Annotated in this window: 17 protein-coding genes; 10 read left to right on the top strand and 7 right to left on the bottom strand. The window is 66.7% G+C overall.

The annotated features are described in order from the left end of the window. Positions 1–60: 60 nt before the first annotated feature. From ETO60_RS11030 to ETO60_RS11000, 7 genes are all read right to left on the bottom strand, one after another. On the bottom strand, positions 61–660 hold the full coding sequence (locus ETO60_RS11030) for an MT-A70 family methyltransferase (RefSeq protein WP_130005686.1): 600 nt from the start codon (positions 658–660) through the stop codon (positions 61–63). Further along, on the bottom strand, positions 657–1,154 hold the full coding sequence (locus ETO60_RS11330; protein ID WP_130005684.1) for a helix-turn-helix domain-containing protein: 498 nt from the start codon (positions 1,152–1,154) through the stop codon (positions 657–659). Before ETO60_RS11330 ends, ETO60_RS11030 begins: the two co-directional genes overlap by 4 nt. A gap of 1 nt (position 1,155) precedes the next feature. Further along, positions 1,156–1,497 (bottom strand): hypothetical protein, encoded by a 342-nt coding sequence (locus ETO60_RS11020; RefSeq protein WP_130005682.1) that lies wholly within the window; start codon positions 1,495–1,497, stop codon positions 1,156–1,158. 463 nt (positions 1,498–1,960) lie between these two features. Then, positions 1,961–3,394 carry an AAA family ATPase gene (locus tag ETO60_RS11015; protein ID WP_130005680.1) on the bottom strand — a complete coding sequence of 478 codons (1,434 nt, stop codon included), beginning with the start codon at positions 3,392–3,394 and terminating at the stop codon, positions 1,961–1,963. Between the two features lie 150 nt (positions 3,395–3,544). Then, positions 3,545–4,288 (bottom strand): DUF1376 domain-containing protein, encoded by a 744-nt coding sequence (locus ETO60_RS11010; RefSeq protein WP_130005678.1) that lies wholly within the window; start codon positions 4,286–4,288, stop codon positions 3,545–3,547. After that, positions 4,288–4,848, bottom strand: coding sequence for a hypothetical protein (locus ETO60_RS11325; protein WP_199798885.1), 561 nt, complete (start codon positions 4,846–4,848; stop codon positions 4,288–4,290). The genes ETO60_RS11010 and ETO60_RS11325 overlap by 1 nt, the downstream gene beginning before the upstream one ends. An 81-nt stretch (positions 4,849–4,929) precedes the next feature. Next, positions 4,930–5,166, bottom strand: coding sequence for a helix-turn-helix domain-containing protein (locus ETO60_RS11000; RefSeq protein WP_130005676.1), 237 nt, complete (start codon positions 5,164–5,166; stop codon positions 4,930–4,932). A 95-nt stretch (positions 5,167–5,261) separates the two neighbouring features. Here ETO60_RS11000 and ETO60_RS10995 point away from each other — a divergent pair, with 95 nt between their 5' ends. The 10 genes from ETO60_RS10995 (at position 5,262) to ETO60_RS10955 (ending at position 10,416) form a co-directional block, all read left to right on the top strand. Continuing rightward, positions 5,262–5,582: a helix-turn-helix domain-containing protein gene (locus ETO60_RS10995; protein ID WP_165362170.1), complete on the top strand. Its 321-nt coding sequence runs from the start codon at positions 5,262–5,264 to the stop codon at positions 5,580–5,582. Between the two features lie 95 nt (positions 5,583–5,677). Beyond that, on the top strand, positions 5,678–6,334 hold the full coding sequence (locus ETO60_RS10990; protein WP_199798884.1) for a hypothetical protein: 657 nt from the start codon (positions 5,678–5,680) through the stop codon (positions 6,332–6,334). Further along, positions 6,331–6,594: a hypothetical protein gene (locus ETO60_RS10985; RefSeq protein WP_130005673.1), complete on the top strand. Its 264-nt coding sequence runs from the start codon at positions 6,331–6,333 to the stop codon at positions 6,592–6,594. The genes ETO60_RS10990 and ETO60_RS10985 overlap by 4 nt, the downstream gene beginning before the upstream one ends. A gap of 91 nt (positions 6,595–6,685) precedes the next feature. After that, complete coding sequence (locus ETO60_RS10980; protein ID WP_130005671.1) at positions 6,686–7,333, top strand: hypothetical protein; 648 nt, start codon at positions 6,686–6,688, stop codon at positions 7,331–7,333. 106 nt (positions 7,334–7,439) lie between these two features. Further along, positions 7,440–7,562, top strand: a complete 123-nt coding sequence (locus ETO60_RS11465; RefSeq protein WP_255417002.1) for a hypothetical protein — start codon at positions 7,440–7,442, stop codon at positions 7,560–7,562. Positions 7,563–7,662: 100 nt separating this feature from the next. Next, complete coding sequence (locus tag ETO60_RS10975) at positions 7,663–7,887, top strand: hypothetical protein (protein ID WP_130005669.1); 225 nt, start codon at positions 7,663–7,665, stop codon at positions 7,885–7,887. Beyond that, on the top strand, positions 7,884–8,711 hold the full coding sequence (locus tag ETO60_RS10970) for a YqaJ viral recombinase family protein (RefSeq protein ID WP_165362169.1): 828 nt from the start codon (positions 7,884–7,886) through the stop codon (positions 8,709–8,711). Before ETO60_RS10975 ends, ETO60_RS10970 begins: the two co-directional genes overlap by 4 nt. 2 nt (positions 8,712–8,713) lie before the next feature. Then, positions 8,714–9,493, top strand: coding sequence for a hypothetical protein (locus tag ETO60_RS10965; RefSeq protein WP_130005665.1), 780 nt, complete (start codon positions 8,714–8,716; stop codon positions 9,491–9,493). A gap of 49 nt (positions 9,494–9,542) precedes the next feature. Continuing rightward, positions 9,543–9,779 (top strand): helix-turn-helix transcriptional regulator, encoded by a 237-nt coding sequence (locus ETO60_RS10960; RefSeq protein ID WP_130005663.1) that lies wholly within the window; start codon positions 9,543–9,545, stop codon positions 9,777–9,779. 1 nt (position 9,780) lies between these two features. After that, positions 9,781–10,416: a hypothetical protein gene (locus ETO60_RS10955; protein ID WP_130005661.1), complete on the top strand. Its 636-nt coding sequence runs from the start codon at positions 9,781–9,783 to the stop codon at positions 10,414–10,416. Positions 10,417–10,751: the final 335 nt, after the last annotated feature.

Raw genomic sequence — 10,751 nt, 5'->3', positions numbered from 1 at the left:
AACTCTTCACCTCCGGATCGGCGCCCAAATTGCCGATCAGGATCACCTTGTTGAGACTGCTCATGCGGCTGCTCCGAACTTGGAGGTTTCATTGCCCCACACCGTCCAGCCATTACGCGGAGCGCGCGCGAACAACTCGAGGTATGGCCCCGCGACAAGGCGCTCGATCCTGCTGTGCACGCAGTCGGGTTTACGGCTGTGCTGTCTGCGCGGTTCGATGATGCCCTGCCTCACGTCGGCGTGCAGGCGCCTGGGTTTGCCGCGCGTGGCCAGGAGACAGGGTTCCGTGTTTGCTCTGGTCCAGTATCCCATGCCGATCTGGACATCCCCGTCATCGCGGAACATCTCGATCTGGTCGGTTCTCGCCTTCATCCAGTCGAAGGCGCACGTTTTATAGTCAAATCCCCAAGCTTCTATGACGCGCAGCGCTTGGGGGAGTGAAGGCCAGCAAACCCAGCAGAACAGCGCGCAGTCTCGAGCTGCGAGAGTGCTAATCGGAAGTGCCGCAAGGTCGTCCATGCTCATGGTCCTGTAGTGGGCTTCCGGCGAGCGGGCGGACCCTGTGTCCTTGGACCACACGGTGAACGACCAAGGAGGATCAAGCAGGATTGCACCGAAATGATTTTGCGGCAGGGATGCGAAAACTCCGTCGTTGCTCATGCGGCGAGGACTCCCTGGTTGATCATGGCGTCGAGCAGCATGGCGCTGCCCGCGATCTGCTGCGCGCGGTGCTCGGCGTCGGCGCGCTCGATGCGGTCGAGCCGGGGCGGCGGCGAAGGCGGTGGTGGCGGCGGTGGCGGCGGTGGCGGCGGTGGCGGTGGTGCCGCGTCCGTCGGCAGCCGCACGGCAGCATGTCGGTCGAGCGCCCCGGCGGCGATGCTGGCGGCCATGGCCTCGTGGAGCGCGCGGTAGCGGGCGCTGGTGGCGAGACGCTGGGGCACCGTCTGACAGCCGTGGAGGACGGTGGTGTGATCGCGTCCGAGGACGGCGGCGATGTGGGCGTAGGACATGCCGCGCGCATGGGCGAAGTGGTAGACGGCGACGCGCGCCTCGACATGCGTGTGCCGCCGGGAGCGGGACACGACGGCCGCGGGCGTGAGCCGCGCGTGACGGGCGGCCAGCGCCACGAGGCTGCGGATGAGGGACTTGCCCATGTCAGGAGGTTCCGCTTTCTGTAAGTTCCCGGCAACGCTTGGATTTTTCTGCGATGGAGCGTGTCAGATAATAGACCTGAGAGTCGGAAAGCCTCTTTCGGATAACAGCCCGCCCGAGAACACTCCGGGGATCGTATCCCTCCTGATCCTCCATGAACTCCGGTATCTCCTCCTCGAAGATATAGGGCCTGAGAGATGTCAAGTAGGACACCGGCATTGATGCGACAGTTTCGAGATGCCTCAGTCGCGCCCGAAGTTCAGCCTTCAGCTTAAGGCCCTGCCTAACTACTTCGCGCATGTTTTTCCCGAGTTCTTCTATTTCGTCCTCTTCCCATTCAGGCATACTGAGTTCGCGCCTGTATCTCTTACGAAAAGAGGCCGCGACCCAAAGAGCGCGATCGGGGACATTGAAGATAAGCTCGTCGCCAAGAACAGAATTGCAGGACCGGCATGCAGGCACGAGCCAATCGCCCTCGTAGCGACGCTTGACGCGAAGATAGCTTGTAGGGATTACATGATCCCGGCACAGGTCAAATGTGCTTCCGCAATAACAGCACGAGTTCTGGTCGACTTTCTCACAGTGGAAGTCGAGAATATTTGCGCTGCTCATAGTCTCTCCAATACTGTGTCGCCGTTGCCAGGCATTTCCGCCAATGCAGTACCCGGTTCCCGCGGCGGATGAGTGCCGTCAGGTGCCTGGCCTTCGGTCCCGCCGGCGACGGTCGGGACAAGGAGCACGCGGGACCGGTAGGGGGTGTCGTTGCCGCTGTCCGCGATCTGCGGCGGGGCAACGTTGAGAGCAGGGGTCATGCGGGCGCTCCGGGCAGGACGGCGCGGAAGGTGGAGGTGCGGAAGTCGAAGGTGACTTCGGCCTTGCCCCGGCGTCCGGGCATGCCGTCGCGGACCTTGTTGACGACGATGTGGGCGAGGTTCTCGTCGAACTTCGGCCGGTGGTAGGTGAGGCCGTAGTCGGGCTTGTTGGCCCAGTGCGCGGAGCCGCTGATCTCGTAGAGGCCGGGGGTTCCGCGCTGGCCGTGCGGTGGCTTGGCCGGGTGGGCGACGATCCAGAAGGCGACGTCGTGGCGGGTGGCGAAGCGCTTGATGGCGCGGATGGCGCGGCCGATGTACTCGGTCTCGGCCTCGTCGCGGCGGCGCTTGTGCTCGAGCTCGTTCCACGGGTCGAGCACGATCATGCGGACCTTGTGGCGCCGGACGGCCGCCTCGCACAGGTCGAGGAAGCCGGGCAGGTCGAACTCGGCGTCCTCGTCGACCTCCTGCGAAATGATCGACAGGCGGTCGCGCAGGATGGCGTCGGCGGCGCTGCAGTCGCGGTTGGCGAGCTCGTGCCGCCCGCACTTGAGCAGGGCCGCCCGCAGCCCGTCGCGAAGGGTGGGTTTGACGTCGGTCTCGAAGCTGGCGACGCACACCGGGAAGTGGTGGGCGAGCGCGTGGGCGATGATCGCGTACATCATGGTCGATTTGCCCATGTTCGCGTAGCCGGTGACGACGGTGAGCTTGCCGGGGACGATGCTGATGAGTTCGTCGATGGCGGGGATGCCGACGCTGTAGGCGCGGATCGGGCCGCGTTCGGGGAAGTCGTCGAGCGTGTAGAGACCCTGAACGGGGACGGGCCGCGCGGTGGCGAGGCGGTGGACGACCTCGCCGGGACCATGGGCGAGGAGGACGTCGCCCAGGTCCTTGCAGCCCGCCGGGTAGGTGACGAACCGGCAGCGGGAGGCGCCGAGCAGGGCGATGAGGTCGGTGCGCAGGTTGTGTCCGGCGGCGTCGTCGTCGGTGGCGAGGACGAACTCGCGCACGGCGGCGAGTTCGGCGGCGTGGCGGTCGGCCCACTCATAGCGGGCTGCCCGGTCGAGGTCCGCGGTCACGGTCGAGGGCGCACCGTTGGGCACGCTCACCACGTAGCGGTATCCCGCCTCGATCGCCGCGAACGCGTCCCACTCGCCCTCCGTGATCACCACGGGCGCCGAGCCGTTGAGCACCGCCTCCTGGCTGAGCATGTCCGCGTTCCAGAGGGACAGCGGCGCGCCGGGGTCCATGCGGTGGTCCTTGCGGGTCGTCAGCCGGTACTTGTGGTTGAGGGTCTCGCCCCTGTGCATGTAGGGCACGGCGAGCCAGTTCCCGTCCGGCCGCCGGACGGTTTGCAGCCCGAAGGCCTCGGCAAGCGCCGGATCGATCCCGCGGGCTTCGATCCACTCGCGGTGCTGTTCGGCTATCGGCATTGTCGGCTCCTCGGAAATCACAGTGGTGGCAGCACCAGACGAGGCCCCGGTCGTCGCGGGTGACGGAGAGGCAGCGGTCGCGCTTGTTCCGCCGGGTGGCGCTGCAGGCGGGGCAGAGCTGCTTGCCGGTGCGGGAGGGTTTCCAGCCGCTCAGCACGGCCCGATCAGCCCGAATTCGTCGTCGTCCTCGCGTTCGAGGCGACGCTGTTCGGCCAGCGCCTCGCGGTGTTTCCGCGACAGGCTGGCGGATGTGACGGAGTACCAGTTCTCGCGCTTGTGCTGCGGGGCACCCCGGAACCAGTCGTCGAGCGCCGTCAATTCCGCCCTGAGGTCCAGGATGGCAGGGTAGGCCCCCCGCCACTTGTCGAAATCAGATCGGCTCACACGAATGAACCGGCCGGCAAACGCCAGCGCCGGATGCGGTTCGACGGGGGGGCTATGGGGGGGTTCTTCTTCTCTTTCTTTATCTAGCTTCTGGCTTCTAGCTTCTAGTATGGTAGAGCCAGTCTCAAGCCAGGCTTGCCCACTTCCGTTGTTTTCATTGGACTTTTCACGGTTCTCGGCGCTCTTTCGCCCACCTTTCGCGCCGTTTTCAGCGTGTTTTCGCGCCGTTTTCAGCGCGTTTTCGATCTCTTTTTCCGCGCGAAAGTTGGTGAGGTAACCGTCGATCAGTGCCAGTTTTCCGGCTGCGATCAACGAAGCGCGAAGCGTCCGCCACTTGCGGATGGAGCACCCCATGTAGCCCGAGAGGAGGCGTTCGTTGTCAGGGACCGGGCCGCCGCGATCGTAGATGAGATCGAGGATCGTCTGGTAGGCGCCACGCTCCTCCAGGGTAAGCGTGAGCATGCCGGCGAGCGCGTCGGAATGGTAGCGCTTGTGCCAGTGATTGCCCATCACGCTCCCTCCAGTCCCCACGCCCGCATGAGCGTGTCGGTGTCGTCGTCGGTGAGGTGCCCGTCGGCGCGCAGCACAAGCAGCGCCTCCTTGCGGTCTCCGGCGTCGGGGATCCGCGCGGCGATCGCCAACAGCGCCTCCACGAGCGGACGGCGCATGGGCGCGCCCTCCCCGATCCGCACCTCCACCCGCCCCGGCGGCTCGGGCGGACGGAAGTCGAACTGCGGCACGAAGCGGCTGTCGTTGACGCCGAGCGCGTCGGCCAGACCGTCGAAAAGCGCCTTGCAGCGGTTGGGGAAATTTATCCTGTCGCCCCTCCGGTCGGGCGGCACGAAGGTGACGTGCAGCGCGATGTCGCCTGCGGGAGGAGCCACGACACCGGCGGCGCGGGTGGCCTCGGCGGCCAGCGCACGCCACTGCCGGGTGAGCTTGGACCGCGCCCAGTGCGCGTTGCCCTTGGCGTGGCCGGAGAGACTGGCGGGCGGAAACGGCAGGACGATCACGTCCGGGTTAACAGGTGTGGTTAACGCGCCATTGCGGGACGGGTCGTGCGAAACCATTGGCTTACGCTCCCGCCGGTGTGTTGATGGCGGGATGTGTGAGCAGGAGGCAGCGGTGCGCGTTGGCGCGGGGGGCGCGGGTCACGCGGCGACCCTGCCCAGTGCGTCGCGTGTCGGCTTCGGACGTGGCGCTCCGAAGATCAGATCGTCCGCGGTGACCTGCCCGCCCGTGGCTTCCACTATGGCACGGATCATGTCCGCGGATGGCTTGGCGTCGCCATACAGCAGCCGGGTGATGGTCGCGCCGCTTGTGTTGGCATCAGCGGCAAGCTGCGCTGCGGTCCTGCCGGGCTGCGAAAGATACTCGTCGAGCGTCATGCCGACTAGGTTACACTCGGTGTAACTTTATGCAAGAGGCAATCTTACACCCGTGGGCATTACCATTTTACATTGAGCGTAGGACACTGCCGGGCATGGCAGGTCCGTATTTCAAGGCGTGGCGGAAGCACCGGCTCTTGACCCAGGAGCAGGTCGTCAACCGCTTGGCCGTGTTCGACGACGACAAGCTCCCCATGACGACGGCCAGCCTGTCGCGGCTTGAGAACGGCAAGCAGCCCTACAGCCAGCGGATCGTGGAGGCTCTCGCAGAGGTGTACCAGTGCGAGGCGCACGAGCTGATCGGTCGGGACCCTGGCAAGGAGGGCGAAATTATCGATCTGCTGAGCCGTCTGTCTGACGCTCACAAGCGGCAGGCTCGTGTCATCATTGAAGCCCTGCTCCGCGATACAGCATAAATAATTTGCACCCGATGTAATTTCCTCTTGCCATGAGGTTACACGGGGCGTAATAGTCTCCCCACAGCCGCAATCCCGCGGCGGGGAGACGAAGGGTGGCGAAGCCCAACATCCAGGACGCCCTGGCGATCCGCAACAGCAAGTACCAGACCACGGGCGAGACTCGCGTCGAGGACGGCGTAACCCTGCATCGCATCCGCGCTGTGCGGGATATCCCGCGATACGAGGTCAAGGCCGGTGATCCGGGAGGGTGGATCGAGAGCGAGAACAATCTGTCTGAGCACGACGACGCGTGGGTTTACGACGACGCGCAGGTTTTCGGCGACGCGTGGGTCTCCGGCGACGCGCGGGTTTCCGACGACGCGCAGGTTTTCGGCGACGCGTGGGTCTCCGGCGACGCGCGGGTTTACGGCGACGCGTGGGTTTTCGACGACGCGCGGGTTTTCGGCAACGCGTGGGTTTTCGGCAACGCGCGGGTTTCCGGCCACGCGCGGGTTTCCGGCCACGCGCGGATTTACGGCGACGCGTGGGTCTCCGGCAACGCGCGGGTTTTCGGCGACGCGCGGGTTTCCGACGACGCGCAGGTTTTCGGCGACGCGTGGGTCTCCGGCGACGCGCGGGTTTACGGCGACGCGTGGGTTTACGGCCACGCGCGGATTTACGGCAACGCGCGGGTTTACGGCGACGCGTGGGTTTTCGGCAACGCGCAGGTTTACGGCGACGCGTGGGTTTACGGCGAGATTTTCGAATGACCCCGCCCCTCGCTCCCCGCAAGGCGCCGCCGTGGTGGCTGGCGGCGATCCCCTGCCAGACCTGCGGCGGTGACGGCCAGGTCGAGACGTACATCGGCAGCTACGGCACGTCCTACTGCAAGGGACTGGCGGACGTGCCCTGCGAGGACTGCGAGGGCAGCGGCCTCATGTCCGACTACGAGGCCGCCCGCCTGACGCGCGCCGAACGCCGTGCGCTCCGGTATCCGGCGCCCGCCGATGCGCGGAGGGCCGGGCGATGAGGCCGCGCTACACTTTCCGGCAGGCTCTGCCGTGGGCGGTGCTCGCCAGCCTCGCATTGGCCATGATCGGCCTTGTCCTGGAGCTGCTGCGATGAGCGGCCTGTTCGCGCGCTACGACCGCGTGCGGGTCATCACCATGCCGCACCGCACCGACCGGCAGGCGGCGTTCGCGGCGCAGCCGATCGACCCTGAGGCATACGTCTTCGTCAAGGCGTGGAATGTGCGTGGCCGGGGCCTGTTCCGGCACGCTGGATCGCGCTCGTGCTTCGGCACATCGCTGGCATTGATGGTGGCCGCCGGGCTTGAGGGCAGGAGCCTCCTCCTGCTCCAGGACGACTGCCAGTTCCTTCCCGGCGCGTTGGACTTCGCGCCGTCGCCCGTCACCGACGTGCTGATCGGCGGCGGCCGGTGGACCCCGCGCGAGGGCACGCCGATCCCGGACCTCGAGGGCGCACACTGTCTGGGCTTCTCGCGCCAGGCGCTGGAGGTGGCGGTGCCGTTCTTCGCGCGGATGCTGGATCCGGACGTTTGGTTCGACCCGGCTGTTGTCGGCGAGCACGATCCCGCCGTCCGCCCGCCGATCGACGGCGCGATCTCGTGGCTGCTGCGGTCGCACCCGGAGCTGTGCCCGGAGTGGCGGCAGCTGGCGGTGCAGCGGCGTTCGGCCAGCGACATCACCCCTGCCTGGTACGACCGCGTGCCGGGTCTGCGCCAGCTTGCCGACTGGGTGCGGGCATGACCCGCGCCTTTGTCCGCCGCCGTGTCCTGCTCCTGCCCCGCCGGGTGTGGAGCGTCCGCCGCCAGCGTCATGTCTGGCGCTGGGGCCGTGTCGACTGGAGGGTGTCATGACCGATGACGACGACCACGACGACCTGCTCGCTGCCTTCCGCCGGTATCAGGAGGCCGAGCGCGAGATCGCCGAGCTGCGCCGCGAGATGCTGCGCGAGCTGCGGGAGATGCTGCCGTGAGCGTCCTGATTGCCCTCTACTTCGGCGGCACCGCGCTCGTGACGCTGGTTCTGCTCGCCGACTGCCTCGTCCGGTTCGCCCATGCGTGGGCCGCTGTCCGATGACTTCCACCGCCCCCGCCCTCGCCTACGCCCTCGCCCTCGCCTACGCCGCCGCCTCCGCCTACGCCCTCGCCGTTTTTCGGAGACACCCCATGAGACTTGAGCTGCAGCACAAGCCCCGCCCGAGCGGCTATGTCACCCAGGCCATGATCGACCGGCACGGCAGCTACCGCGCCGCGCTGGCATGGCTCAACGCCCGGCACGGCGTGAGGGGGCGGACATGAGCCTGCTCGACACGCTGGGCCTGTCTCCCAAGGCCGTGGCCGAGCGCCACGCGTGGATCGGCGGCTCCGACGCCAACACGATCATGTCGGGCGACGAGGCGCGCATCCTCTCGCTGTGGCGGCAGAAGCGCGGCGAGGAGGGGCCGGACGACTTGTCCGCCAGCCTCGCGGTGCAGATGGGCAGCTACACCGAGCCGCTTAACCGCGCCTGGTACGAGCTGCAGACGGGCAACCTCGTCCATGGCCACGGCAAGGTCGCCGTCCACGCGACGATCCCGTACATGCGCGCGACGCTCGACGGCGTGGTGTTCGATCCGCTCACCGACGCGGCCGTCGCCGTGTTCGAGGCCAAGCACACCGGCACGTACGGCCCGGATGCCGATCTGTTCGCCCGCTACGTCCCGCAGCTCACCCACAACTGCCTGTGCGCGGGCCATGACCAGGCGGTGCTTTCCGTGTTCCGCGGCAACGCCGACTGGGTCATGTTCGAGTACGCGCTCGACGCCGACTACGCGGCGGCGCTGCTGGAGGCGGAGGAGCGGTTTTGGGCGTGCGTCCGGTCAGGCGAGCCGCCGGTGCCGCTGCCGCCCCCGCCGCCGCCCAAGCCCAAGGGCGTGCGCGAGTACGACATGACCGGCTCGAACGCGTGGGCGGCGCAGGCCGGCGAATATCTCGACACGCTGCTGGCGGCCGAGCGGCACGCGGCGGCGAAGGCGGAGATCAAGCGGCTGGTGCCGGACGATGCGAGCCTGTGCACGGGGCACGGGCTGACGGTCAAACGCGACAAGCGCGGCGCGCTGCGCTTCGCGGTGGAAGGAGAATGACGATGGCCAATGAGGTGGCAGTGATCGAGCGGGGGCATGCTCAGGTGATGTCTCTAGAGCAAGTGGAGCGCGTGGCGAACGCCATGGCCCGATCCGCTGCGTTCGGGGTGAAAGACCCCCACACCGCGCTGATATTGTGCTTGCTGGCGCAGGACGAGGGGCGGAGTGCGGTGGCGGCGGCGCGTGATTACCATGTGATCAACGGCACGCCGACGAAGAAGGCGGATGCCATGCTGCGCGATTTCCTCGCGTCGGGTGGCCGTGTCGAGTGGCACCATCTGACAGACGAGGTAGCGGACGCGACCTTCAGCCATCCGGCAGGAGGAAGCGTGCGGATCGTCTGGGATGAGCAGCGTGTCGAGCAGGCGCAGCTTAAGAATCCCATGCACACCAAGTTCCCGCGGCAGATGAAGCGGAGCCGCTGTGTGTCGGAGGGTGTCCGGACGGTTTACCCCGGCGCGACGAGCGGGTTGTATGTCCCGGAGGAGGTCGCAGATTTTGCGGACGCGCCCGCCGCGCCGCCAGCGCCCCAGCCCAAGCGCGCTGCCGATCTCAAGCCCTCCCCCCGCAGCACCACCCCCGAGACGTGGGCGGAGGAGCAGCTTGACCGGATCGCCGACGCGCAGACGGCGGAGGAGCTGGATGCGTGGGAGGCCGGTGCCGCGAAGGCCATGGCCAAGCTGTGCAAGGCGCACCCCGAGCTGCACGGCGAGGTGAGCGCGGCGCTGGCGGCGCGGCGCGAGACGCTGGCGGCGGGCGCGGCGGAAGGGGCGGGAGAGTGACACGATCAACAGGGAGCCGGGCGGACCTAACAAGCCGCCCGGTCATGACATGACGACGCCGTGCTATGTCCGCCTTGGTGACGCCACCGAGCGCGCGGGGCTGTCCCGCCGCACGCTGGTCCGCTACGCCGAGCGGGGGCGGTTTCCGCGCCTGTATCGGCTCGGCGCCGGAGCGAAGGCCGTGCGCGCCGACGAGCTGGAGGCGTGGCTGGCCGATCCGGAGGGGTGGGTGGCCGATCCGGAGGGGTGGACGGCGTCGAAGAAGACCGACAAGGAGGCCTGCTGATATGCGGTTCGCCTATGCCGATCCCCCCTATCTAGGCTGCGGAAAGCTCTACGCCGCGCACCATGAAGACGCGCTCGACTGTGATAATCCCGAATGGCATCGGGCGCTGATCGCCCGCCTTTGCGATGAGTTCCCTGACGGGTGGGCTATGTCGCTCAGCTCGCCGAGCCTTCGTCACATCCTCCCCATGTGCCCCGAGGATGCCCGCGTGGGAGCCTGGGTCAAGCCGTTCGCGGTGTTCAAGCCGAACGTCAATCCGGCCTATGCGTGGGAGCCGTTTATCTGGCGTGGGGGGCGGAAGGGCGACCGGAAGCGGGCAACAGTCAGGGATTGGGTTTCAGCCAGCATCACCCTGCGGCGCGGGCTGACGGGCGCGAAGCCCCGCACTTTCTGCCGCCACATTCTCGACGTTCTCGGATTCGAGCCGGGGGATAGCGTTGTGGATTTGTTCCCCGGCACTGGAGCCTTTATGGCGGCGGTCGGTCACACGCCACTGCCCGAGCAAGGGCTGTTTGCGTGGCTGGCCGATCCGGAGGGGTGGGTGGCACCGAACAAACCGTCAAGGGGGCGGATCGACAGCGAGCATGAAATTCGAGGAGCCGCAAACAAGGACTCATGCTGTGACCAAATGCCCTAATTGCATGAGAGCCGGGCTTGCCTACGGCTGCCTCACGGCGTTCGCGCATTTCATGGAGTCGGGGGAGTGGTCAACACCAGAAGAAGCATTGCAACACGCCAAACAGTTCAAAGGGTGTTTGGGCGGGTGGGTCTGCAGGCATTGCAATTCGCTATTCCAAGACGACGATCCGGCAGGAGGCCACCCTTGGAGAACGTTTTTTCATCTCACAGAAAGTCAGAACAGCCGCTACGTAAGAACGGATTTCACGGAAGAACAGTGGGAAGCCCACTGGGGAGAATATTATCCGGAACATAGGGCTAAATACCTTCGGAGTTAGTAGTTATGGGCTTGAC

The sequence above is a fragment of the Qipengyuania thermophila genome (assembly GCF_004153605.1).
Lineage (GTDB): Bacteria > Pseudomonadota > Alphaproteobacteria > Sphingomonadales > Sphingomonadaceae > Qipengyuania_B > Qipengyuania_B thermophila.
This window is presented reverse-complemented; position numbering and strand designations above follow the sequence as displayed.

Excerpts from the sequence above, each read along its gene's own strand:
- ETO60_RS10975 (WP_130005669.1), top strand. The coding sequence starts at position 7,663 with ATGACTTCCACCGCCCCCGCCCTCGCCTACGCCCTCGCCCTCGCCTAC.
- ETO60_RS10960 (WP_130005663.1), top strand. The coding sequence starts at position 9,543 with ATGACGACGCCGTGCTATGTCCGCCTTGGTGACGCCACCGAGCGCGCG.
- ETO60_RS10985 (WP_130005673.1), top strand. The coding sequence starts at position 6,331 with ATGACCCCGCCCCTCGCTCCCCGCAAGGCGCCGCCGTGGTGGCTGGCG.
- ETO60_RS10995 (WP_165362170.1), top strand. The coding sequence starts at position 5,262 with ATGGCAGGTCCGTATTTCAAGGCGTGGCGGAAGCACCGGCTCTTGACC.
- ETO60_RS10970 (WP_165362169.1), top strand. The coding sequence starts at position 7,884 with ATGAGCCTGCTCGACACGCTGGGCCTGTCTCCCAAGGCCGTGGCCGAG.
- ETO60_RS10980 (WP_130005671.1), top strand. The coding sequence starts at position 6,686 with ATGAGCGGCCTGTTCGCGCGCTACGACCGCGTGCGGGTCATCACCATG.
- ETO60_RS10965 (WP_130005665.1), top strand. The coding sequence starts at position 8,714 with ATGGCCAATGAGGTGGCAGTGATCGAGCGGGGGCATGCTCAGGTGATG.
- ETO60_RS11030 (WP_130005686.1), bottom strand. The coding sequence starts at position 660 with ATGAGCAACGACGGAGTTTTCGCATCCCTGCCGCAAAATCATTTCGGT.
- ETO60_RS10955 (WP_130005661.1), top strand. The coding sequence starts at position 9,781 with ATGCGGTTCGCCTATGCCGATCCCCCCTATCTAGGCTGCGGAAAGCTC.
- ETO60_RS11330 (WP_130005684.1), bottom strand. The coding sequence starts at position 1,154 with ATGGGCAAGTCCCTCATCCGCAGCCTCGTGGCGCTGGCCGCCCGTCAC.
- ETO60_RS11015 (WP_130005680.1), bottom strand. The coding sequence starts at position 3,394 with ATGCCGATAGCCGAACAGCACCGCGAGTGGATCGAAGCCCGCGGGATC.
- ETO60_RS11465 (WP_255417002.1), top strand. The coding sequence starts at position 7,440 with ATGACCGATGACGACGACCACGACGACCTGCTCGCTGCCTTCCGCCGG.
- ETO60_RS11325 (WP_199798885.1), bottom strand. The coding sequence starts at position 4,848 with ATGGTTTCGCACGACCCGTCCCGCAATGGCGCGTTAACCACACCTGTT.
- ETO60_RS11020 (WP_130005682.1), bottom strand. The coding sequence starts at position 1,497 with ATGCCTGAATGGGAAGAGGACGAAATAGAAGAACTCGGGAAAAACATG.
- ETO60_RS11010 (WP_130005678.1), bottom strand. The coding sequence starts at position 4,288 with ATGGGCAATCACTGGCACAAGCGCTACCATTCCGACGCGCTCGCCGGC.
- ETO60_RS11000 (WP_130005676.1), bottom strand. The coding sequence starts at position 5,166 with ATGACGCTCGACGAGTATCTTTCGCAGCCCGGCAGGACCGCAGCGCAG.